Raw genomic sequence first — 22,121 nt, forward strand, 5'->3', positions numbered from 1 at the left:
AGCCTTGCTCCTGCAAGGGCTATGCGGTGCGGTTAGAACGATGACTGGATCTTGATCCCGCCAATCAGCGCGTCATCGACCTTGTCCACGCCACCGGGGTGGCGGATGTATTGCAGGTTCGGGCGCACGGTCAGCCAGTTGGTGACGTGCACGCCGTAATAGAGTTCGGCGCTGTATTCGGTGTCTTGCGGCGGCAGGAACGATGGATCGTCGTAGTCATAAACGGCGCGGGCCTGGTTGGTCGCCTCGGCGTTCTTGCGATAGGCCGGGTTGACGTGGACGCGAGCCAGGGCGAAACCGATGTCGTCCTTGGCCCGGGCATCGAACAAGCCTTTGTAGACGACGCCTGCCTGGACATAGTTGTCGATGGCGTTGGTCTTCTTGTCGTGCATCGTGCCATTGGCAAACACGCTCAAGCCCCGGGAATTATCGCTGGCACGGCTGGTGATCTGCTGTTGCACACCGAGCCACACGCCGTGCTTGCTCGACGCGCTGCGATACGCCTCGCCGCTCAAAGCAGCGGGCTGGCCATTGCTGTCTTTATAGGCGTCGGTGGCCTTGGCATTGCTGTAGTAGTAACCGGCGCGGTATTCGCCCGGCAGGCCGTTGAGCTTCGGCGTCCACACCAGTTCAATCGGCAGGATCGCGCCCTGGGTGCCGCTGCCGCTGAGCTTGAAGCCATTGCCGCGATCAAGGTTCGACGGGTTCTGCTCGTAGGCGCCGACCTGTGCGTACAACTCCGGCGTCAGGTGATACTTGACCCGCATCGCCCACTGGCTGACCGGCCAGTTGTACCAGATGCCACCGACCCAGTTACCGACCTGAGAGCCGCAGAACGCCAGGTTCTGGAAGTCGCACGGGAAGCTGTTGAAATCTTCGCCTTCGCCAAAGCGGCCGACCTTGATGTCGAGCTTCTGGTCAAAGAATTTCTGCTGGTACCACATCTGCGTCAGGCGCCAGGTCTGGCCGCGCCCCCAGACTTCCTGGGCCGAGGTGAAACCGCCGACCCGTGGATCATTGATCCGGTCGTTGCTGATGTTGTTGCCGTTGCGTTCGGTGATGGTCAGCTGAAATTCGGCATCGTCCCAACCGAGGATCTTCTGCAGATCCAGGTGCGTGCCGAGGCCGAACTGATCGCTGTAGCGCGCCGTGCGATCGTGGTCATAGCCGCCGTGCAGGTTGCTGCCCATCTCGCCGGTGTAATCGACTTTGAAGTCGTAGCCTTTTTCCGCAAGTTCGGTGCGCGTGCCGTTCCAGTCGCCGAGCATCCACGGCGATTCGCTATCGAAGGCCGGGGCCGCGTGTACGCAGGTGGCGAGGCCGAAGGCGCTGAGGCCGCCGATCAGATTCAGGGCTTTTCGCTGGGCCATAGGGATGCAGACAGCGCTGTCTCGCGGAGTTGGAAAGTCGGGCATAAAGTAGAAATTCTTGATCTTTTTCTGGGGGTGAACTGAACGCAACGAGGTGGAACGGGCAGTGAAGCGTTTCAGCTTAAGGGCGGCAGGATAAAGATCTGTAACAAAGAGAGAAAGCGCTTTTACTGACATGGATCATTTCGGATTTGGTAACAGTCGTCTGCGACCCGTTGCCACAGGAGATTAATCGGCAAACCAATGCACAACCTGTAGGAGCAAACCTTGCTCGCGATGACGGTCTGTCAGTCGCGAAGATACCGACTGGAAAACCGTCATCGCGAGCAAGCTTTGCTCCTACAGATGGTTGTCTGTGGCCTACAGTTAACTGAGTCCTTCCCCCCATCGAAGCCCTCGGCTAAGGTGCGCGGCTTCTTTATTCTTTCTTCGCGCAAAGGCCCGGCATGACCGAACAGAACACCAATCCGCTGCACGGCGTGACTCTGGAACAGATCCTCAACGCCCTGGTTGAACACTACGAATGGTCGGGGCTGGCCGAGCGTATCGATATTCGCTGCTTCAAGAGCGATCCGAGCATCAAGTCGAGCCTGACCTTCCTGCGTAAAACCCCGTGGGCGCGGGAGAAGGTCGAGCGCCTGTACGTCAAGTTGATGCGCACCAAGCGCCCGGTCTGACCATGCTCAACCTCTCGACGCCGGGGGCTGCCGCGAGGCGTCGTTGTGTTGCCGTGGCTGCGGTGCTGGGCTGGTTCGCCCTGAGTGTTCAGCTGTACCTGATTCTCGGCACACGCTGGAGCATGGGCGCCAGCCTGCTGGGTGGGCTGATGAGTTTCTTCAGTTTTTTTACCGTGTTGACCAATACCCTGGTGGCCGTGGTGCTGACCTGCGAGCTGACATCGCGGGAGTCGGCGGCGCGCCGCTGGTTTTTACGGCCATCGGTCAGCAGCGCGATTGCCGTGAGCATCGCCGTGGTCGGCCTCGCATACAGCCTGTTGTTGCGCCATCTGTGGCATCCCGAAGGCTGGCAACTGCTCGCCGATGAGTTGCTGCACGACATCATGCCGCTGCTGTTTCTGGTGTATTGGTGGTACTGCGTACCCAAAGGCACGCTGCGCCTGGGGCACATCGCCTTGTGGGTGATTTATCCACTGGTGTATTTCGCGTATGTACTGCTGCGCGGGCATCTGCTCGCGGCCTACCCGTATCCATTCATTGATGTGAGCACGCTGGGTTATCCACAGGTGTTTCTCAATGCCGGGGGGATATTGCTGGGGTTTGTTGCGATGGCGCTGTTGATCGTGGGATTGGATCGCTGGCGCTCAACTCGAAGGTGAGCCAACTGTGGCGAGGGGGCTTGCCCCCGTTGCGCCGCGAAGCGGCGCCAAAACCTGCAATCGAATTTTATCTGGCATATTGCGTTTGTTGATTCTGCGACTGCTTCGCAGTCGAACGGGGGCAAGCCCCCTCGCCACAAAATATCGATCACTCTTCGATGCTGCCATCCGCCCGCCAGTAACCCACCGCTTTGACCAGCTGCTCATCCAGCCCATGCTCATCGAGCAACACCCGGCGTATCTGCCGCGACACTTTGGTCTCGGTCGCCACCCACGCATACAGATTGCCACTGGGCACTTGCAGCTCTTTCACGGTGTTCAGCAGATTGTTCTTCCCGCCTTCGCGCAAGACCCAGATCACATTGACCTGCGCGGGGCTTTCCAACTTCTGTTGCTCTGCGCCGTTCTCCACCTCGATGACCACCAGCGCCCGGCGGTTGGCCGCCAAGCCTTCCAGGCGTCGGGCGATGGCGGGCAGGGCGGTTTCGTCGCCGATCAGCAGGTAGCTGTCGAAGATGTCCGGCACGATCATCGAACCCCGTGGCCCGCCGATGTGCAGGAATTGCCCGGGCTGGGCCTGCTCGGCCCAGGTCGAGGCAGGGCCGTCGCCGTGCAGGACGAAATCGATGTCCAGTTCCAGGGTGTCCAGGTCATAGCGCCGCGGCGTGTAGTCGCGCATGGCCGGCATCGGCTGATCGGTTTTGCCGGCGCCGAGTACCAGGGTTTCCAGCGCTGCCGTTTCCGCCGCGTTCTGTGGGAACAGCAGCTTTACATGGTCGTCCGTGCCAAGGCTGACGAAGCCCGCCAGTTCCGGCCCGCCGAGGGTAATTCGACGCATGCGCGGGGTCAGGTCGACCACCCGCAACACTTCCAGGCGCCGGCGTTTGATCTCGTGCATGACACGGTGAATGGTCTGGTTTTCAAAAACGACATTCATTCGGCGTTCTCCTGGGCAGCTTGAACGGCGGGGCCGTCGACGATGGCTTTGGCGGTGTTGTTGAGCAGGGCGGCGACGCGGATGATTTCCTCCGCACTCCAGCGCCCGTGATGCAGTTGCAGGGCATGCCGCAGGTTGTGCACCGCTTCATGGATTTCCGCCGGGCGATCGTGACCGCGCAGCGAGCGTTTGCTGACGTCGATGCGCATCCGCACGCCTTCCAGGGCAATCGCCTGGTCGCCCAGGGACAGGCGCCCGGCATCGGTCACGCGGTAGCGTTTTTTCCCGCCCTCGGTATCGCCCTCGATCATTTCGCTTTCTTCGAGAAAGGTCAGGGTCGGGTAGATCACCCCGGGGCTGGGGCTGTAGGCGCCATCGAACATGCCTTCGATCTGGCGAATCAAGTCATAGCCGTGGCACGGCTGTTCGGCGATCAACGCCAGCAACAGCAATTTCAAATCACCGGGAGCGAAGACCCGTGGGCCACGGCCACCGCGTTCGCGGCCAGGGCGTTTCTCGAAGCCGTCGCGGCCGTCACCGTGTTCGCGGTGGGAATGATGGTCTCTCATTTTCTGCTTTCTCTTGTCGTGTTTAGATACAACTTAAGATATATCTTAACGACGATGCAAGGCCTTTCGACCAACGGTGCAAGACATCGCTCGGCAGCGAGTGGGATTTTTTCCCGGGAAAATGTCTGATTATTCTGTGCCGCGTGGGCGGTCAGAAAAAGTGAAACCTTGTATATATCCGCGCAGTCAGGTTTAGTGCTAATTCTCTAAAGCAGTGTTTTCGTCTATTGTTTATTGAGGCTGTCATGCACTTCTTACAGTCGATGTTTCTGTATGGAAAAACCAACTAATCTGTTTGTAGTCTGGTTCTTACGGTCACTCTTCTCTTTTTTCAATTTTTGGCGTTTTTTCGCTGTGTTAAATGCCCTCCGAACTACATGTTCACCGGACATGTCCTGCTTACTTCATATTTCAATTGGTTGATCATGCCCCGGCGTTGAACGTTCAAGTTGATCACTTGTTCGTACCTTTAATGATCTTCTCTATTGAAATAACAGGGACTTAACCATGTTCAAGAAGTTTGCAATCCTCGCCCCTCTGGCTGTTCTGGTTTTCGGTTCGACTGCTGCACTGGCCAAGGATGACGCCAGCACCACCATCAACATCAAGGCTGACATTCCACCGAAGCAGTTCCATGCCCAGCCGCGGGATCCGAACTTCGGTCGGGACGAGACCATGATCTACAACAATGTGAGTGGTGAGCTGAGCATCCTGCGCCAGGTCTACGACCTGAAAAACACCGACGGCTCGATCGACGCCTACATCGAAGGCGGCACCGCTGCGTTGTACAACGGCTCGACAGCCATCCCGCTGACCATCGCCATCGGCGGCGTGGTACTGGGCGCCACGCCAAAAGAAGTCGCCGCCGACGCGCCATCCAATCCTGGCATGCAGGCCGATATGGTGATCACCGCCGCCAAACCGACAGATGGCCAGGTCGGCCTGTTCACCGGCAACCCGGTGGTGATGTTCGACGCCGTGCCGCGTACGGTCGCGCGCTGAAGGGCAACCCTTCTGTTCGTTGACTGACACGCCCCGATCGGCCCGTTTAACTGACTGGCCGACCGGGTTTCAACGTATTTACTGTCCGCCTTCAGAGTATCCGGTCCATGTTCCCGATGACGCCCATCGCGGCAGCGCTTGCCTTGCTGTTTTGTTCAGCAGCCTTGGCCGCGCCCACTAACGGTAATTATATGCCGCGCTCTTTGATCGCTCAGGCCAAGGGGTTACCGGCCGAGTTCGAAGAGCACTTCTTTGATGTTCCGCTGGCGGTTCGAATTGAACGTGATCAACAGTTTCTCGGTGAGGCGATGGTGGTGTTATCCCGTGATGACCGCATTACCTTACTTGAAGTAACCGATGTTCGTGACAGCGATGTAAAAGCCGCTGAGCGCGAGGCATTGGTGACGTATCTCAAACAAGGCGCGCCACTGGGAGCCTGCACTAACAGTTGCCCGGAAAACCTGTTGGCCGTGCATTACAACCTTGAAAATTCCCTGGTCTCGCTGGTCACCGAAAACGCTGAACGCGAAGACCAGCCCCAGGCGTATTACGAGCAGCCACCCGGAGGCAGCACCGGTCTGATCGTGCGCAATCAACTGAACCTCAACGGCGGCCAGGATCAAGACCTCGGCGGCCGGTTCGGCCTGGAGGCCAGCAGCAGCCTCGGCAACTGGACCCAGAGCGTCAACCTGCAATTGGCCCGGCTCGGTGGGCCGGACGATCAGCTCTACCACGCGGTTCACGAGCTCTACACCCAACGTGAGCTGGAAGGCCAGTTTCTGCGCCTGGGTTATTTCATGCCCAACTCCGAAGGCCTGAGTCGCCAGCCCCGTTCGTTCGGTGCGAGCCCGGACACGGCGGTCGGCGTGATGTACGGCAGCTCCGACAGCCTGGCGATCAACAACCCCAAGCCCAGCGTGTATCCGATCTACGTCACCGCCAACCGCCTCGGCTCGGTGGAGATCTATCGCAATGGCCTGCTGATCAACACACAACCGGTGCCCGCCGGGTTGCAAACCCTCGATACCCGGCCGCTGCCCGGCGGCATCTATGAGGTCGAAGTGCGCTTGATCGAGGACGGTCAGATCACCTCAACCACGCAGGAGTTGGTCTACAAACCCAACAATTGGCGCAATCACGACGAGCGCTGGCGCTACAACCTGTTTGCCGGGCGCGAGAGCAAGTTGCTGAGCAACTGGGACGAACAGGCCGAGGGCGACATGACCGCCGGCGCCGCGCTCAATTACCTGCTGCACCCACGGGTGGTGCTGGGCTTGTCCGGGCGTCAGGTGCGGGATCAATTGCAGTACGGCACGTCCGTCGACTGGACCGTGGCCAACAACGCCAGCCTGTTCGCCAACGTCTATCAGACTGAGGACCACGGCACCGGCCTCGATTTCCAGGGGCTCTACAGCTATGGCCTGGGCAATGTGGTCGTCAGCCACAATCGCAGCTGGCTCGACACCCGCAACACCTACGAAACCCTGCCCGACGGTACGCGAATTCGCCAGCGCAATGTGTTCACCGGCCAGACCAGCAATTCGTCGCTGTCCCTGACCCATCGCCTGAACAACCGCACCTCGCTCAATGGCCGCGTGTCCCACAGCGAGGGCAATGTCGAAGGCGTCGGCCTCGACCTGGGCTGGACCCAGCGCGGCAATCTGTTTGGCAGCGATGCCAATTGGCGCTTCACCGTGTTCGACCGGCCGGGCAGCACCAGCAGCGGCGACAAGCGCAATCGCGGCGTCGACCTGAGCGTGAGCCTGGCCCTTGGCGGTCCGGGCGAGCAAATCTCCGGCAGCATCGGCTCGCGCACTTCACGCGATGGCGGGCGCGACAACAACGCCTCGCTGACCTATCGCAAAGACTTGCAGGACTTTGTGCTGCAAAGCGTCTCGGCCACCGCGATCACCGACACCTACGGCCTCGGTGTGTCGGGCACCGCGAACTTCATGACCGACACCGTACTCGGCGACGCCTTCGCCCAGCGCTCGTCCTTCAGCGGCGACGTCACCGGCGGCTTGAACCTGGACAGTACCTTCGCCGTCGGCGGGCAGAAAATGGTCCTGACCAGTCAGTACCAGGGCCGGGGCGCCGGGATGATCATCGATGTGGAATCCGACGTGGACGCCATCGCCCTGCGCGCTGACGACCTCAGCGGCGGCAGCACTGCACTGCGTGCGGGGCGCAACTTTGTGCCAATCACTGCCTACAAGAGCGGCTCGGTGAGTTTCGATTTCGAAGGCAACCACGTACCCGCCGCGAGCATTCAACCAGCGCGCATGAGTTATCACCTGAACAAGGGCGGCGTGGCGTATCGCAAGGTCCAGGTGATGAAAACCGTGACCGTGCTCGGGCGCCTGCTCGATCCCCAGGGCGAGCCGCTCAAGGGCCATCACATCATCAACCACGCCAGCCGTGGGGTGAGCGAGGTCGACGGCTTCTTCTCCATGGAAATGAACGCCGGTTCACCGACCCTGCAAGTGCGCCGTGGCGATCAGTTGCTGTGCCAGTTCCGCCTCGACCCGAGCAAGGCCCGGCTTGAGCAGGATGTGTTGATGATCGGTGAGCTGCGCTGCACGCCTGACACCCTGGCCGACACCACTATTACCTCTCACACGGCAGGTTGAGCCCTTTGGGAACACGGAACCATGCACATGAAAAAACAAATGATTAAAGCGTGTTGTAGGGTTGCCGTTGCATTGCTGTGGCTAGTCACGCTTTGCGCTGCTGCCGCCACGCAAGAGATTACGGCGGTGTTCAAACCTGACCCGAGCAATCCGCTGCTGAACAAATTCGTCAATACCACACCTCAAAGCGGGGTGTGTCCGGGGCACATGCCGGCTCGATGCGAGGCCCTTGGGATTTTCAGCATTCGTACATGGGATATCAATTTCACGTCCAATACGCCGCTGGTACTTAATCATGTTGGGCCAGGGCCTGTAGATGTGCGTAAAGGAGTGATGTTCAAAGTCCCTTCCGAGTGGCGCAGCTTGGAAGTGGTTTCCGACAAAGGCGAGCGGGAAACGGTTCAGGTACGAATAGCCGGGATTGGCAATCGCTTTGATGTTACCCGTCCCGGAACCATCCATTCATGGTCGCCTAGAACCTTTGTCTACGCACCGGCGCCTTGTTTGACGACTGGGATGGGGACCGGCACCAGCCAATATTTACTGTGGTTCTGGGTTGTGCCTGAAGGGGCTGGGACCTGCAGCCTGACTCACGTTGTCGAAGTGCCGGAGCTCAGGTATGTCAACTTCGAATACGCCTATGAACTGAGAACGCCCAATCCTTTGGGCATGTCCACCGGGCATTACACCGGATCGATCACTTACACGGTTGGGCCGCATCAGGATTTTGACTTCGGCGACATCATGATTCCCAACGACAGCCTCTTGACCTTTAACTTCAACCTGGACGTGCAACACACCCTCAAGGTCGAAGTGCCCCCCGGCGGTAATCGGGTCGAATTGGTCCCGCAAGGTGGCTGGCAGGCCTGGCTGCAACGTAATCGGCGTCCGGAGCGATTGTTCCGCGACCAGACCTTCAATATCTCAGTCTCCAGCCGCTTCAAGATGCAGCTCGACTGCCAGTACGGCGATGGCGGCAACGAGTGCCTGGTGCGCGAGCCGGAGTCCGGCGGGGCGGTGCCGTTGAACATCAGTGTGACCTTGCCCAGCGGCTTGACCGATGCCGCCGGCCAGCCCGTCAGCCGCCGCCCGTTGCTGCGTGATGGCAGTGGCACCGAACTGTTCCAGCCGGGGCATTACGTTGACCGCAAACCCGGTGTGCTGCACTTCGAAATTGCCCGGGAAAAAGTCGAAGAGATGCTCACCGGCGTGGGCAAGACCTATTCGGGCAACGTCACGGTTATCTGGAGTTCGGAAATTTGATCATGGCTGCCGGAAGGTTTCCGGGCAGCGTTTACTTGAGGGATCGAAAGCGATGAAACGTCTGTGGGCACTGCTGGGTGCAGGCTTGTTACCGTTGTTGGCCGAGGCCGGGCCGGCGATCAATGTCGGGGTGGTCTATGACTACCTGGATGGCGACAAAAGCACCTACCTGAAACGGGTCTTCAATGGCGGCGACAGTACTGCCTTCGTCAAGATCAACATTCACGAAATCGTCTATGACGCCGAGGGCAAACCCACGGAACTGCCGATCAAGTCCCAGGCCGACAGCAGCGCCCGGGACGGTCTGATGGCCAGCCCGGCGCGCTTGATTGTGCCGGTGAACGGCATGCAGGGCACCCGCCTGTTGTTTATGGGCGAGCGCGAGCGCGAACGTTATTTCCGCGTGCGCTTCGTGCCGGTGGTACCGGAAAAGGAGGACGAGTTCGCGGTATCCAGCGAGGAGCGCGACGAGTACAAAAAGACCCTCTCGGCCGGGGTCAACGTGTTGGCCGGGTACGGCACGATTTTCTTTGTGCGACCCAAGGATGCGCGTTTCAACACGCAGATCGACGATCGTGCCGGCCAGTATGCGTTGAGCAATAACGGCAACACCGTGGTGGTGGTCGACGACTTCAAGGACTGCGCCGCCAGCGATGAAAACGACTGCCAGCCGATCACCAAAAACCATGTACTGCCGGGCAAGGCGTTTCGTTTCGAGAAGCAGGCGGGGCGTCAGTACCGGTTCAAACTGGTGGAAGGGGCGGCGCAGAAAAACTATGAGGTGAAAGGGTGAATCGCTCAGGTCTCAAGCGCGGAATCCAGATCACCCTGTGCGCCGCGTTGCTGTTGGCCTGCAATCACGCGCTGGCGGTGCGGGAAGAGCAAACCTTTCACGTCTCGGTGACCATTCCTACCAGCGAGTTTTACGTGCTGCCGGTGAATCCGGGGTTTCTGGAGCGCGAGCAGGTCATGGCGTGGAACCCGGTCAGTGCCGAACTCAGTCCATTGCGCGAGCATTTCGATGTGAAAAACGCCAGCGGCAGTATCTCCGCGCGGTTGGCAGCCGAGCCGTTTCTGTTTAATGGCCGGGAGCGTATTGACCTCAAGGTATGGTTCAACGGCGAATCGTTGTCGTTGCTCGATTCCCCGGTGGTGGAAGAACAGCAGGCCCGCATCGGTCAGCGGGTGCGCCTGGACATCGTCGCGATGCAACCCGCCGAAGGCTACGTCCCTGGCCAGTATTACGGGACGGTGCAATTGATATTTGATGCGGTGAATCCATGAGCGTGAGTAGCGTTTTCGCCCGAGGTGCCGGAGCAGTGTTGTTGTATGCGTTGGCGGTGCCGGCGTTGGCCGAGGTTATCGAGATCACGGCCGCTTTCACGCCGGATCCGGCGCGGCCGCAGGTCAATGAATTCAAGAATACGACGGTCAATAGCGGTTACTGCGCCACCTTGCCGGCTGACTGCGCACGATGGAAGATTTTCAGCATTGCCACTGCCATTTCGGTCAATTCCGATCAGATGATTGCCGCCCGTCACCCCAACCCGCGCCAGGGGGCGATGTTCAACGCGCCCGCGGACTGGAGAGATGTGAATGTCACGGATGAGGGTGACCTCAACAATGCCGTAGTACAGATTCGTATGGCGGGCATCGGGGGCAAATATCGGTTGTCGCGTCGGGTCCAGGAACTGATCGGCGTAGAAATGAACCCTTATCCGGCTCATAACCGGCTGTGGTCCAGCGGGGACTGGCTCGCCGCACCTTTACCCTGCACGGATGGTCCCGCTTCCGGCATCGACGATTGGAGCTGGACGTTTTTCTGGAGGACGCCGGTGGTCGGTGTGTGTTCCAAGCAGGCGGCATTCGATATCCCCGAACTCAGCTATGTAAGCGTGGATTTCGCCTATGAGTTGCGCACACCCAATCCGCTGAAAATGGCCCCGGGTACCTACACCGGTTCGATGGTGTACAGCGTCGGCCCGGGAGCCGACTTCGACATGGGCGATGTCATGCGGCCCAGCACCAACAGTATCCAGCTCCACTTCACCTTGACCGTGAATCACGTGCTTGCCGTGGAAATGCCACCCGGCGGTAACGCAGTGCAATTGGTGCCGCAGGAAGGCTGGCAGGCGTGGTTGCAACGGCGCCGTCAGCCGACCCGGTTGCTGCGCGATCAGACCTTCAATATCTACGCGTCGACGCCATTCAAGATGCAATTGGGCTGTGCCATCGACCTGGGGAACACCTGCGGCTTGCAAGATGCGGCGGGCAATCGGGTGCCGGTGCACGTGGCGGTGAGCCTGCCCTATGGCCTGACGCGCAACGGCCAGGCGGTCAACCGCCAACCCTTGCGCCTCGACGGTCAGGGCACCGAGCGTTTCGAGCCGAGCCTGTACGTGGCGCGCAAACCCGGGACGCTGCATTTCTCCGTGGAGCGGGACGGCGTCAAGCAGATGCTCGACCTGGGCAGCGCGCGATTCTCCGGTGATGTGACGGTGATCTGGGACTCCGAGGTTTAATTGCTCGCCGTGACGGTCGGCGCCAGACACTCGGTGTTGCGCCCCGGTTGCAGATACGGCGTCAGGATCGGCGCCATGCCCTTGAGCACCTGCACCGGCAATGCCGAGGTGAACTTGAAGGATTCCGCCGAGCGCCCCGGCACGAACGCGGTCAAGGTGCCGAAGTGGTGTTCGCCAATGTAGAACACGAAGGTCGCGGTACGGTTGATCGATTTGGAACTGAGAATCCGCCCACCGGAGCCAATGGCTTCGATACGGTTATCCCCGGTGCCGGTCTTGCCGCCCATGGCCAGCGCGGTGCCGTCCGGCGTCTTGAAGCTGCCGGAGACCCGCTTCGCAGTACCGGCGTCCACTACGTGCGACAAGGCTTCGCGCATGGCGGTGGCGACTTCCGATGGCATGACCCGTTTGCCGACGTTGGGGTCGTTGATCACTTGGGTTTCATACGGCGTATTGGCGGCGAAATGCAGGCTGTCGATGCGCAGGGTCGGCATGCGGATGCCGTCGTTGAGGATGGTGCCGATCAGTTCGGCCAACGCGGCAGGGCGGTCGCCGGAGCTGCCGATGGCTGTAGCCAGGGAAGGCACGAGGTGATCGAACGGGTAGCCGACTTTCTGCCAGCGCTGATGAATGTCGAGGAACGCCTCGATCTCCAGCATGGTGCGGATGCGACTGTCCCGGGCGCCCTTGTGTTTGCTCTTGAACAGCCAGCTGTAGACTTCCTGGCGTTCAAACTGGCTGGCCTTGACGATCTCGCTCCACTTGGCGTCCGGGTGGCCCAGCAAGTAGCCGATCAGCCACAGGTCCAGCGGGTGGACCTTGGCGATGAAGCCTTGGTCGGGCAAATCATAAGAGCCAGGGCCGTAGCTCAGGTAGAGCCGTTCAAGACGTTCGTCGGTGAGTTTTTCGGTGACCTTGGCGCCTTTGAGGTGTGCGCGCACGAAGGTGTTGAAGGCGGTCTGTTCGGCGTCCGGGTAGAGATAACGGTGCACGGCGGCCATGCGAATCGGGGTCGGGCGCATGCTGTCGAGGAAGGTTTCCAGGCGCGCGTCGGTGTCCTTGTTCCTGTACTTTTTCCAGAATTTGAGCAGGAACGACGTGCCTTCCTTGTCGGCGAACGACGCCAGGTATTCCTGACGCCGTGGGTTGCGGTCGTCCTTGAGCAGTTCGGCGCTACTGTTGGGGCCGGAGTAGGTGGTGTAGCGCACGATGTCGCGCATCAGCCGAATGAACGGCAGGTTGATCGACTCCCGGATGGCATCGCGCAGGGTCGGCATGCGGCCGTTGTCTTCGTTGCGAAAGTTGTGGAACACGTGCAGGCCGCCACCGGTGAAAAACGCCTCGCCGGGGCTGGCCGAGTATTTGCGGTCGAGGGCGGCGCCGAGCATTTTTGGCAGGCTGCGGTCGGTGTTCTGGATCAGGTAATCGACCACCCAGCGGCTCAGGCGATCCTGGTCCGGGACATCGGTTTTTTTCAGCTCGGCCACAGTCTTGTCGCCGTACTTGTCGTGCAGCTCGGAGATGATCTGCAAGTAGGTGGTCAGCACCCGCATCTTGGCGGTGGAGCCCAATTCCAGTTTGCTGCCTTCATTGATATCGAACGGCTGGTCGGTGCTGTCGGTCTGCACCCGCACGCGGGAACCGTCCGGGGTCAGCTCGAACAGGGTGAAGCTGTAGCGCACCGCCGTGGTGCTGGTGGGGGTGAGCAGGCGTTCGCCGATCAGGCCGATCTGTCCGGCGAACACCGGGTCGGCCAGGTGTTTCAGGTACTCGGTGGCTTGCGCCTGCAAGTCACTTTGCAAGGTGCTGGTGGCCGACAGGTCGAGACGGTCGAGATCATACAGCGGCCGGTTGAGCATGGACGCCAGGCGACTGCGGGCGGTGCTGATGCCTTTGTTGGTTTCGATCGGCTGGAGGGTCGGCTGGGTCTGCCAGTCGCGGTACGTCACCTTGCTGGCCAGTGTGGCGGCGGCCAGTGGCGCATCGATGACGTTGTTCAAGGCGAGCAGGCGAACGTGGCTGTCGGTGAGATTGGCCAGTTCTTCGTGGCCCTTGGTCAGGTAATAGGAAGGGCGGCGTTGGGCGATCATCAAGGACAGTATTTCCCGCAGGGCCAGGCCTTTGTCGGCCATGGTTTTCGGGTCGGTGGCGGTGCTGGCCAGCTTTTCATTGGCCTTGTTGAAATCGGCGCCGTACCAGACCCGCAAACCTTCGGCCATGCCATGCACTTCACCGTGACCGGGGACCGCCGACAGCGGCACGCTGTTGAGGTAGTCGCGCACCACATTTTGCCGCACCTGCAAGGTTTGCGGGCCGGGCTGATAAGCGCGCACGCTGGCGGAAATCATCTGCCGGATCTTCTCCGCGCCGGACACGGTCAAGCCGTCGGGGGAGTGGCGGTATTTCTCCAGCTGCGTCGCCAAGGTACTGCCGCCGGCCGACTGGCCTGGCAGGTGCATCAGCTTGGCCACCTGGGACCATGCGGCCATGCCGAACCTCGGCCAGTCCACGGCCGGGTTGGCCAGGGGCTGTTTGGGATCCAGCAGGAAACGGTTTTCGATGAACAGCAAGCTGTTGACCACCACCGGTGGAATCGAGTCGAAGCTGGAATAGAGCTGCTGTGGATAGTTGAACTGATACACCGGCGCCGCCCGGCAATCGGTGATCGTTAGTCCCGCCTGGATTTTTTCCGAATACGGGACAAAAAAGCCCTTGTCGCTATAGCTCATCAGCGCCGGTGAAAATCGGGTTTGCGCGGCGATCACGTAATTGCGCTTGAGCAGCCGCGGCAGGAAATCCCCCATGGAGCTGTAGCCCAAACGCAAATCGAACGGACCGGCCCCGGGGTAGCGAATCGCATCGCTCGGACCGGGTTGCACTTCATAGCTCAGGGACGCGGCAAATTTGCTGACTTCCCGGGCCTGAAACTTCGACGTGCGCATTTCCTTGGCGGCGGCCAGGCCCAGCACCACCAGGATAATCAGCAGCAACAACCAGAACGCCTTCCAGCCGTGTTTGGCACGACGGGGTTTTTCAGGTAAAGGCGCATCATCCACACGTTCAGTCGGAACCACGGTTTTACTCGAATCGCTTTGCCATAACGCGCCCATAGTCGACTGATCCATTCACGCAGATTGATCGGACTTGTCTGAAGCTTAGACGGTGGTTGGCGATGATGAAAAAATTGTGAATAGAGAAATTTCGAAATCGTATGGGTGGTTGTTTGCTACGGGGAGTGAGGTATCAAATCGAACACCGCCCCTGTGGCGAGCGAGCTTGCTCGCGCTGGGCTGCGCAGCAGACCCTTTTGGGTGAGCGCTACGCACTCAAGCGGGAGCAAGCTCCCTCGCCACAATGAGCGGTGAGGTTTGGAAGTTTTGCTCGAAACCAGGATCGGATGCCGGCCACCAAAGCCATTCAGTCGAACACTGCCCCTGTGGCGAGCGAGCTTGCTGGCGCTGGGCTGCGAAGCAGCCCCTTTGTATGAACGCTGCGCACTCAAGCGGGAGCAAGCTCCCTCGCCACAATGAGCGGTGAGGTTTGGAAGTTTTGCTCGAAACCAGGATCGGATGCCGGCCACCAAAGCCATTCAGTCGAACACTGCCCCCTGTGGCGAGCGAGCTTGCTCGCGCTGGGCTGCGCAGCAGACCCTTTGTGTGAGCGCTGCGTTCTCAAGCGGGAGCAAGCTCCCTCGCCACAATGAGCGGTGAGGTTTGGAAGTTTTGCTCGAAACCAGGATCGGATGCCGGCCACCAAAGCCATTCAGTCGAACACTGTCCCCCTGTGGCGAGCGAGCTTGCTCGCGCTGGGCTGCGAAGCAGCCCCTTTGTATGAGCGCTGCGCACTCAAGCGGGAGCAGGCTCCCTCGCCACGGAGCCTCAGAGGTTCTGTCAAAGCCAGTAAGCATCCCAAAGCGGATAGTCGCCGATTTCCTCAACAAGCCCTGCACGTACCGGATTGGCGAGGATGTAATGAGCAAATGGCAGAAGTTCTTCACCATCGCGGATAGCGCGGTCGTGATAGCCGCTTTGCCAAAAAGCCCCCTGAGTGCCTGATGCTCGGTTAATGCTCAATGTGCTGCGGGATTTTATAGCTTGCATGAGTTGCGCCAGGGAACGCTGCTCAAGTTGTACCAGCCAATGAAAGTGGTCCGGCATGATGACCCAGGCAATCGAATTGACCCATTGTTGTTCATGGGCTCGCCTGAATTCAGCCACTAAGAGTCGTCCCAATCGCCAATCAGTGAAAACCTTACGACGTTGATATACGACGGCCGTGATCAGATAGCCTCGCCCTTGTTCTGAATATCGTCCATGACGTAGCCGATGGGAATTTGGATGTTTTTGCATTCCATTGCGTCCTTTTGCCGTGATCTGAAATGACCCTAGCCCGCCAGCTTCCTACTTGAGCCGGCAACTGCTGTATGAGAATTCCGAATCGGTTGAAGGACTCAATGTGGCGACCAGCAACTGTGGCGAGCGAGCTTGCTCGCGCTGGGCTGCGAAGCAGCCCAAAACCAGCCACCGCGGTGTGTCAGGCAAAACTCATTGAAGGGTTGGCGCCTGCTGCGCAGTCGAGCGGGAGCAAGCTCCCTCGCCACAGGGACTCATCCTCTGTGATAGCCGTGTTAGAGCCTTAAAGGAGTAAACCCGACTAAGGTCGACCCATGACGATGCACCAATGCTGTGCAATACTCACCGCCGTTTTTCACGATGGCTATTGCGGCAAAAGCCAGTTAATGCCCCTCCGTAAACGCCGCTTTTAGCGAGAGTTCTCGCTGAATGTTGTGGTTTATAGAGTGAAAAACCCTGTCGGAAGCTTTTTATACTGCACGCCCCGCTGATCTTGCAGGTTTTGTCCTACAAGACGGGTTTGCCCAAAAGGCAGGTCCGGTTTCAGGCAAGCAACGGCTTATCGGTCGACGCTTCGATGCTCGGTGGTCATATCCAATAACAAGACGAGGTTGTACCCCTATGCCAGCAGGCAATCATCTGCCCCAAGGCGAGACCGCTCAGGGCGGCCCGCTTAAACGCGAACTGGGCGAACGGCATATTCGCTTGATGGCACTCGGTGCCTGTATCGGCGTCGGCCTGTTCCTCGGTTCGGCCAAGGCCATCGAAATGGCCGGCCCGGCGATCATGCTGTCCTACATCATTGGTGGTCTGGCGATCCTGGTGATCATGCGCGCCCTCGGCGAAATGGCCGTGCACAACCCGGTCGCCGGCTCCTTCAGCCGTTACGCTCAAGACTATCTCGGCCCGTTGGCGGGCTTTCTGACCGGTTGGAACTATTGGTTCCTGTGGCTGGTGACTTGCGTCGCGGAAATCACCGCAGTGGCGGTGTACATGGGCGTCTGGTTCCCCGAGGTGCCCCGCTGGATCTGGGCACTGTCGGCGCTGGTCAGCATGGGCACCATCAACCTGATCGCGGTGAAGGCCTTCGGCGAGTTCGAGTTCTGGTTCGCCCTGATCAAGATCGTCACCATCATTGCCATGGTGATCGGCGGTATCGGTGTGATCGCGTTCGGCTTCGGCAATGACGGTGTGGCCTTGGGGGTTTCCAATCTGTGGGCCCATGGCGGCTTCATGCCCAACGGCGTGCAAGGCGTGTTGATGTCCCTGCAAATGGTGATGTTCGCCTACCTCGGCGTCGAGATGATCGGCCTGACCGCCGGTGAAGCGAAGAACCCGCAGAAGACCATTCCTAACGCGATCGGCTCGGTGTTCTGGCGGATCCTGTTGTTCTACGTCGGCGCATTGTTCGTGATTCTGTCGATCTACCCGTGGAATGAAATCGGCACCCAGGGCAGTCCGTTCGTGATGACCTTCGAGCGTCTTGGCATCAAGACCGCCGCCGGCATCATCAACTTCGTGGTGATTACTGCGGCGCTGTCGTCCTGCAACGGCGGCATCTTCAGCACCGGCCGTATGCTGTACAGCCTGGCGCAGAACGGCCAGGCCCCGGCCGGTTTCGCCACCACATCGAGTAACGGCGTACCCCGTCGCGCGTTGCTGTTGTCGATCTTCGTGCTGTTGCTGGGCGTGCTGCTCAACTACATGGTCCCGGAGAAAGTCTTCGTCTGGGTCACCGCGATTGCCACCTTCGGCGCGATCTGGACCTGGGTGATGATCCTGCTGGCCCAGCTCAAATTCCGCAAAGGCCTGAGCGCCAGCGAACGGGCCGCTCTGAAATACAAGATGTGGCTGTACCCGGTCAGCTCGTACCTGGCGCTGGCATTTTTGGTGCTGGTGGTTGGGCTGATGGCGTACTTCCCGGATACCCGCGTGGCGTTGTATGTCGGCCCGGCGTTCCTGGTGCTGCTGACGGTGTTGTTCTATGTGTTCAAGCTGCAACCGACCAATGCGACGCAAGGTGCGGTGCGATCGGCTTCGTAAGATGTAACGCGTGAATGAAAAGCCCCGGTCAATTGGCCGGGGCTTTTTCGTTTCAGGCTGTCGCGATTTGTGGTGATTGAGTCAGGCGCTTGTTGAAATCCAGCCAGGCCCCCAACACCGCCATCAACCCGGCCCCCACCAGCGCAGTAAAAATCTGCATGGCAAAGGCATCGTCGGTCATGGCATTGACCATGTCCGCCAAGGGCGCCAACAGCACGCCGAGGCAGAAGATTTCCAGTGAGTAACGGCCCATGCGGCAACTCTGTTGCGCCAGCCAGTTTTGCGTCCAGCCGCTGTCAGGCAACAGCTTGGCGGTGACGTAGGCCAGCGCGAGGAAATGCAGTAAGCGCACCGGCGACAGGTCGGTCTTGCTGATCGGGTACAGCAGGTTGCTCAGCCACGCCGGCATCACGGCGTCGTGAATTTCCGGCCAGCGCCAGGCGATCGTAATCACCCCGGCGAGCATCGCGTACACCGCTGCGCTGACAAACAATGGCTGGCGCAGCAGCGGGCGGGTATCGGGCTGTCGCGGGCGCTGCCCATGCACAGCGGCGGCGCCACCGAGCACAAACAACAGTTGCCAGACCACCGGGTTGAAGTACCACACGCCATCCTTGATGGCGGCCAGGTTCCAGCCGAACCACGGCGCCAGCAGGTACACCGTCAACGACACCGCCACCACCGCCCAGGGTTTGCGCAACAGCATAGGCAGCACCAACGGCAGACCCGCCAGCAGCACGATGTACAGCGGCAACGGGTCCATGAGGTTGGGTTTGAAGCGCAACAGCAACTCATCCGTCAGCGCCTGCTGGGGGTTGGTGATGAAGTGATGCATGCCCATTTCTTCCACCAGGTCGCGGGTTTCCACGTGGCTGTTGGCGAAGAACACGATGCCCATCAGCATCGCCAGCAAAAAGATATGCACCACGTAAAGCACCCAGGTGCGACGCAGGATTTTCACGCAGGCGATCAGGTAACCGTCACGCTTGAGAATCTTGCCGTAGGCCAGCACCGCCGCGTACCCGGCGAGAAACACGAAAATCTCCGCGGCATCGCTGAAACCGAAGTTACGCGGGGTGATTTGGCCGAGCGGGTTGTGCGGCACGTGATCCCAGAAAATGAAGATCAGGGCCAGGCCTCGAAAAAAGTCGATTCGGTGATCGCGTTCAGACGTCATGACTGAGGGCTCTTGAACGGTATGAAAAAGGAGTATTGCGTGCCGCGGATGGGCGGCGCGCAGGGTGGCGTGATTGGCCGGCAATTGCAAAGTCGGGATATTACGGGATATTGCCCCGCCTCACCGTCTGTCTAAAAACCAGTGATCTACAGCTTGCCGCGGGTTCAATACGTTATGGGTCGAATGCAGTACCCCAAGGGGCACCGACATGAGGATGGGCGATTGGCTCGACAGAGAACTCGGTGGCCGTCGGGTCTGGCTGTTTTTTCTCATGGCGACCTTTGCCTACGTCCTGCCATTGATCCTCGCCGACTACCCGTATATCGATGACAACTGGCGTTCCCTGGCCGCCGGCATGGGTTGGGCCGGGGAGGGTCGCTTATTCACGCAGCTGTTTTACAACGGGCTGACCTTCACCGATGCGGCGCCGAACATTTTCCCGCTGCCCTTGCTGATCGCCACAGTGGCGATGGCCTGGGCATTGAGCCGCCTGACCTTCCACTACTTTGCCGAACCGACAGTCACCCATTGCCTGGTAGTGTTGGCGTTCTGGTACAACCCATTCCTGCTGCAAAACCTGTCCTATCAATATGACGGGCCGGCCATGGCGTTGAGCCTGGTGGCGGTGATCTTCGCGATAACTTTTCGCAGTGCCTCCCGCGTTCAGCAACTGGTCGTCCCCGCGTTGCTGATTGCCCTGGGATTGGGGATGTATCAGGTCAGCATCAATGTGTTTCTCGGGTTGTGTGCCCTGGAGCTGCTGCGTACGGCGAGTGCCCGATTGCCCTGGCCCGAGTGGTGGCGGTTGATCGGCTGGAAAGCCGCGCAAGTGGCGCTGGCCTGGTTGATCTACTTCGCCACGGCGGGGGCCTACATGAATCAGCAACGCACCCAACTGTTGAACGGGGAGGTGGCGCCCCTGCTGCAAATCGAAACCAGCGCGGCCCGGGTGTTGGAAAAGGTCATGTTGCTGTTTCACGGTGGCTTCGGCTGGGTGTTTGCGGGGCTGCTGCTGTGTGCGGCTGCCGGCGCTGTCCTGCTCATCGGACGGCAGGAGACGGGGCCGAAGAAAATCGTGATGGGGTTTGTTTGCGTATTGATCGTGCCGGTCGTGGTGTTTCTGGTACCCGGCGCCGCGCTGTTTTTCCGTGACTTCAACGAAGGCGCCCGGACCCTGATGGGGTTTTCCGTGGTGCTGCTGTTGCTGTTCTACCTCAGTCACCTGGCGTTGACGGCCTTGCACCCACGACTGCCGCTGCTGTTGCTGATCCCGCTGCTGGCCATGCTCTCGCTGTCCTTCGCCTATGGCCGGGTGTTCGTGCTGCAGAAGACCTTCGCCAACACCGCGCTCAATGCCCTGAGCTACGACATCGCCTCCCGCCCGGCCCTGCGCGATGCCAAGCGCATTTACCTGTCGGTGACTTACTCCGACCACTGGCTGATCGGTGCGGCCGGGTCATTCAAGCAACTGCCGGTGCTGCACTATTTGCTCAACACCGACTACTACATGCTCGCCGAAAACCTGCCGAAGGCCGGCATCACCAATGTGGTGGCCGAGCGGGAGCGGCGCAATGCGACGCGGGTCGGGTATCAGGGGTTTGTGCCATTGGTGGATAGCCAGTACTACCGCATTTATTTACTCGGGGATTACGGTTTTATCGTGATGAAGGAACCGAAGCCGATCACTGAACTGCATTGGTGACCGTTGGTCCGGAACAGCGTGAGACCTGTAATTTCTGACAGTAGACGGCACGACGTCGTGATTTTAGTTTCAAGGGCACCTGCAACGGCAACGCGGGAGTCGGCATGAAACCCATATGGAAAGGATTCTCCACCTACGCATTCATTGGATTGGCCAATACATTAATTCATTGGCAGCTGTTTTATGTCCTCTCCACTGCCGCTGAACTCAGCCAGGCGGCGAGTAATTTAGCGGCCTATTGCGTCGCGGCGACCTTTTCCTTCTATGTCAATACGCTCTATACCCTGGATAACAAAGCGTCGGTATTGGTGTATTTGCTGTTCATTGGTTTTATGGGCGTCATGAGTTATGGCGTCGGGCATTTCGGCGATGTATGGCAGCTTCACGGTCTGGTGACGGTGAGTTCGTTTTCATTGTTATGCCTTGTGTGCGGGTTCTTCTTTTCGAAGTTTGTGCTGGCTCGTGGGCGTGAGGCATGAACAGTAACCTTCAGCCAATCAGCGACTTGACGCTCACGCACCGCAAGGTTTCTCCGCGCTTATTTGCCGATGCGATCGGGTTGATGGCGGTAACGATTTTTGCGCTAGCCATTCGGCTTCACGGCAGTACCGTGCCCGCCGTTTGGTATGACGAAGCCTTTAGCTTGTTGCTGGCATAGCAGACGCCTTGGCAAATCTGGTCCATTAGCGCACGGGACGTTCATCCGCCTCTGTACTATTTCTTGCTGCATTACTGGATGCTGTTGTTTGGTAACGGTGTTCTGTCGGCGCGAATTCTGAGTGCTCTGTTCGATGTTGGAACGTTGTTATTGTGCATCAGGCTGATGAGCCTGATTGCAATACGAAGGGCAACTTGGATGGCTTCAGTGTTACTGGCATTACTACCCGTCTCGGTTCGTTACAGTCAGGAAGTGAATGGAACCAGTCTTCGCAAGTATTCCGGACTGGAAGAAATAACTTGTGAGATCAATCGGCAGGCCCTTCCCGGTGACGAAGTGGTTCTCGACACGTTGATTTATTTCTTGCCATTCACTTACTACAACACCACGAATATCCAGCCGAGGTTTCACATCAGATCTTCGATGGACACATTCAGGAGACGCCTGGATCGGGGGGGTATGCACTCATACCTGAACATCGGCATTGGATTTTTTTCAATGATGTTGACGCATTGAAAACCGCGAAAAGGATCTGGTGGATAACCGACGCATCCAAACCA

The 22,121-nt window shown here is 59.2% G+C and carries 19 protein-coding genes; 13 read left to right on the top strand and 6 right to left on the bottom strand.

Annotated elements, in window-relative coordinates:
* Positions 1–32: 32 nt before the first annotated feature.
* Positions 33–1,415, bottom strand: a complete 1,383-nt coding sequence (locus HKK53_RS26920; RefSeq protein WP_169373266.1) for a carbohydrate porin — start codon at positions 1,413–1,415, stop codon at positions 33–35.
* Positions 1,416–1,816: 401 nt separating this feature from the next.
* On the opposite strand from HKK53_RS26920, the gene HKK53_RS26925 reads away from it, so the two are divergent.
* Positions 1,817–2,047, top strand: a complete 231-nt coding sequence (locus tag HKK53_RS26925) for a VF530 family DNA-binding protein (protein ID WP_007941719.1) — start codon at positions 1,817–1,819, stop codon at positions 2,045–2,047.
* Positions 2,048–2,049: 2 nt separating this feature from the next.
* Entirely contained in the window at positions 2,050–2,706 is a 657-nt protein-coding gene (locus HKK53_RS26930; RefSeq protein ID WP_169373267.1) for a Pr6Pr family membrane protein, read from the top strand.
* 148 nt (positions 2,707–2,854) lie between these two features.
* Here the strand turns inward: HKK53_RS26930 and HKK53_RS26935 are convergent, their stop codons facing one another.
* Both HKK53_RS26935 and HKK53_RS26940 read right to left on the bottom strand, forming a co-directional pair.
* Positions 2,855–3,643, bottom strand: a complete 789-nt coding sequence (locus tag HKK53_RS26935) for a siderophore-interacting protein (protein WP_169373268.1) — start codon at positions 3,641–3,643, stop codon at positions 2,855–2,857.
* The gene (locus HKK53_RS26940) at positions 3,640–4,212 is read right to left on the bottom strand and encodes a PadR family transcriptional regulator (RefSeq protein WP_169373269.1); all 573 of its coding nucleotides are present in this window, start codon (positions 4,210–4,212) and stop codon (positions 3,640–3,642) included. The genes HKK53_RS26935 and HKK53_RS26940 overlap by 4 nt, the downstream gene beginning before the upstream one ends.
* 507 nt (positions 4,213–4,719) lie before the next feature.
* Between HKK53_RS26940 and HKK53_RS26945 the strand changes: the two genes are divergently transcribed.
* The 6 genes from HKK53_RS26945 to HKK53_RS26970 all read left to right on the top strand — a co-directional run bounded on the left by HKK53_RS26945 (position 4,720) and on the right by HKK53_RS26970 (position 11,629).
* Complete coding sequence (locus HKK53_RS26945) at positions 4,720–5,214, top strand: CS1 type fimbrial major subunit (RefSeq protein ID WP_169373270.1); 495 nt, start codon at positions 4,720–4,722, stop codon at positions 5,212–5,214.
* 107 nt (positions 5,215–5,321) lie between these two features.
* Complete coding sequence (locus HKK53_RS26950) at positions 5,322–7,844, top strand: CS1-pili formation C-terminal domain-containing protein (protein ID WP_169373271.1); 2,523 nt, start codon at positions 5,322–5,324, stop codon at positions 7,842–7,844.
* A gap of 27 nt (positions 7,845–7,871) precedes the next feature.
* On the top strand, positions 7,872–9,107 hold the full coding sequence (locus HKK53_RS26955) for a hypothetical protein (protein ID WP_237150612.1): 1,236 nt from the start codon (positions 7,872–7,874) through the stop codon (positions 9,105–9,107).
* A gap of 52 nt (positions 9,108–9,159) precedes the next feature.
* Entirely contained in the window at positions 9,160–9,900 is a 741-nt protein-coding gene (locus HKK53_RS26960) for a molecular chaperone (RefSeq protein WP_169373272.1), read from the top strand.
* The gene (locus HKK53_RS26965; RefSeq protein ID WP_237150614.1) at positions 9,897–10,391 is read left to right on the top strand and encodes a CS1 type fimbrial major subunit; all 495 of its coding nucleotides are present in this window, start codon (positions 9,897–9,899) and stop codon (positions 10,389–10,391) included. The genes HKK53_RS26960 and HKK53_RS26965 overlap by 4 nt, the downstream gene beginning before the upstream one ends.
* Positions 10,388–11,629 (top strand): hypothetical protein, encoded by a 1,242-nt coding sequence (locus tag HKK53_RS26970; RefSeq protein WP_169373273.1) that lies wholly within the window; start codon positions 10,388–10,390, stop codon positions 11,627–11,629. The genes HKK53_RS26965 and HKK53_RS26970 overlap by 4 nt, the downstream gene beginning before the upstream one ends.
* On the opposite strand, the gene HKK53_RS26975 is transcribed toward HKK53_RS26970, so the two are convergent.
* Positions 11,626–14,739: a transglycosylase domain-containing protein gene (locus HKK53_RS26975; protein WP_169374301.1), complete on the bottom strand. Its 3,114-nt coding sequence runs from the start codon at positions 14,737–14,739 to the stop codon at positions 11,626–11,628. The two genes, HKK53_RS26970 and HKK53_RS26975, sit on opposite strands and share 4 nt — an antisense overlap.
* A gap of 780 nt (positions 14,740–15,519) precedes the next feature.
* Positions 15,520–15,978, bottom strand: a complete 459-nt coding sequence (locus tag HKK53_RS26980) for an REP-associated tyrosine transposase (RefSeq protein WP_133840163.1) — start codon at positions 15,976–15,978, stop codon at positions 15,520–15,522.
* A 624-nt stretch (positions 15,979–16,602) separates the two neighbouring features.
* On the opposite strand from HKK53_RS26980, the gene HKK53_RS26985 reads away from it, so the two are divergent.
* A complete protein-coding gene (locus HKK53_RS26985; protein WP_169373274.1) occupies positions 16,603–18,024 on the top strand; it encodes an amino acid permease in 1,422 nt (473 codons plus the stop codon).
* A gap of 52 nt (positions 18,025–18,076) precedes the next feature.
* Here HKK53_RS26985 and HKK53_RS26990 read toward each other — a convergent pair whose 3' ends face one another.
* Positions 18,077–19,201: an OpgC family protein gene (locus tag HKK53_RS26990; protein WP_169373275.1), complete on the bottom strand. Its 1,125-nt coding sequence runs from the start codon at positions 19,199–19,201 to the stop codon at positions 18,077–18,079.
* 208 nt (positions 19,202–19,409) lie between these two features.
* On the opposite strand from HKK53_RS26990, the gene HKK53_RS26995 reads away from it, so the two are divergent.
* The 4 genes from HKK53_RS26995 to HKK53_RS32705 all read left to right on the top strand — a co-directional run bounded on the left by HKK53_RS26995 (position 19,410) and on the right by HKK53_RS32705 (position 22,077).
* Entirely contained in the window at positions 19,410–20,903 is a 1,494-nt protein-coding gene (locus tag HKK53_RS26995; RefSeq protein ID WP_237150616.1) for a glucosyltransferase domain-containing protein, read from the top strand.
* A 104-nt stretch (positions 20,904–21,007) separates the two neighbouring features.
* Positions 21,008–21,382: a GtrA family protein gene (locus HKK53_RS27000; protein ID WP_169373276.1), complete on the top strand. Its 375-nt coding sequence runs from the start codon at positions 21,008–21,010 to the stop codon at positions 21,380–21,382.
* Entirely contained in the window at positions 21,379–21,561 is a 183-nt protein-coding gene (locus HKK53_RS32700; protein WP_237150617.1) for a hypothetical protein, read from the top strand. Before HKK53_RS27000 ends, HKK53_RS32700 begins: the two co-directional genes overlap by 4 nt.
* A gap of 78 nt (positions 21,562–21,639) precedes the next feature.
* A complete protein-coding gene (locus HKK53_RS32705) occupies positions 21,640–22,077 on the top strand; it encodes a hypothetical protein (protein ID WP_237150619.1) in 438 nt (145 codons plus the stop codon).
* Positions 22,078–22,121: the final 44 nt, after the last annotated feature.

The sequence above is a fragment of the Pseudomonas sp. ADAK7 genome, from assembly GCF_012935675.1.
GTDB lineage: Bacteria > Pseudomonadota > Gammaproteobacteria > Pseudomonadales > Pseudomonadaceae > Aquipseudomonas.

Excerpts from the sequence above, each read along its gene's own strand:
- HKK53_RS26920 (WP_169373266.1), bottom strand. The coding sequence starts at position 1,415 with ATGCCCGACTTTCCAACTCCGCGAGACAGCGCTGTCTGCATCCCTATG.
- HKK53_RS26925 (WP_007941719.1), top strand. The coding sequence starts at position 1,817 with ATGACCGAACAGAACACCAATCCGCTGCACGGCGTGACTCTGGAACAG.
- HKK53_RS26930 (WP_169373267.1), top strand. The coding sequence starts at position 2,050 with ATGCTCAACCTCTCGACGCCGGGGGCTGCCGCGAGGCGTCGTTGTGTT.
- HKK53_RS26935 (WP_169373268.1), bottom strand. The coding sequence starts at position 3,643 with ATGAATGTCGTTTTTGAAAACCAGACCATTCACCGTGTCATGCACGAG.
- HKK53_RS26940 (WP_169373269.1), bottom strand. The coding sequence starts at position 4,212 with ATGAGAGACCATCATTCCCACCGCGAACACGGTGACGGCCGCGACGGC.
- HKK53_RS26945 (WP_169373270.1), top strand. The coding sequence starts at position 4,720 with ATGTTCAAGAAGTTTGCAATCCTCGCCCCTCTGGCTGTTCTGGTTTTC.
- HKK53_RS26950 (WP_169373271.1), top strand. The coding sequence starts at position 5,322 with ATGTTCCCGATGACGCCCATCGCGGCAGCGCTTGCCTTGCTGTTTTGT.
- HKK53_RS26955 (WP_237150612.1), top strand. The coding sequence starts at position 7,872 with ATGAAAAAACAAATGATTAAAGCGTGTTGTAGGGTTGCCGTTGCATTG.
- HKK53_RS26960 (WP_169373272.1), top strand. The coding sequence starts at position 9,160 with ATGAAACGTCTGTGGGCACTGCTGGGTGCAGGCTTGTTACCGTTGTTG.
- HKK53_RS26970 (WP_169373273.1), top strand. The coding sequence starts at position 10,388 with ATGAGCGTGAGTAGCGTTTTCGCCCGAGGTGCCGGAGCAGTGTTGTTG.
- HKK53_RS26975 (WP_169374301.1), bottom strand. The coding sequence starts at position 14,739 with ATGGGCGCGTTATGGCAAAGCGATTCGAGTAAAACCGTGGTTCCGACT.
- HKK53_RS26980 (WP_133840163.1), bottom strand. The coding sequence starts at position 15,978 with ATGCAAAAACATCCAAATTCCCATCGGCTACGTCATGGACGATATTCA.
- HKK53_RS26985 (WP_169373274.1), top strand. The coding sequence starts at position 16,603 with ATGCCAGCAGGCAATCATCTGCCCCAAGGCGAGACCGCTCAGGGCGGC.
- HKK53_RS26990 (WP_169373275.1), bottom strand. The coding sequence starts at position 19,201 with ATGACGTCTGAACGCGATCACCGAATCGACTTTTTTCGAGGCCTGGCC.
- HKK53_RS26995 (WP_237150616.1), top strand. The coding sequence starts at position 19,410 with ATGAGGATGGGCGATTGGCTCGACAGAGAACTCGGTGGCCGTCGGGTC.
- HKK53_RS27000 (WP_169373276.1), top strand. The coding sequence starts at position 21,008 with ATGAAACCCATATGGAAAGGATTCTCCACCTACGCATTCATTGGATTG.
- HKK53_RS32700 (WP_237150617.1), top strand. The coding sequence starts at position 21,379 with ATGAACAGTAACCTTCAGCCAATCAGCGACTTGACGCTCACGCACCGC.
- HKK53_RS32705 (WP_237150619.1), top strand. The coding sequence starts at position 21,640 with ATGCTGTTGTTTGGTAACGGTGTTCTGTCGGCGCGAATTCTGAGTGCT.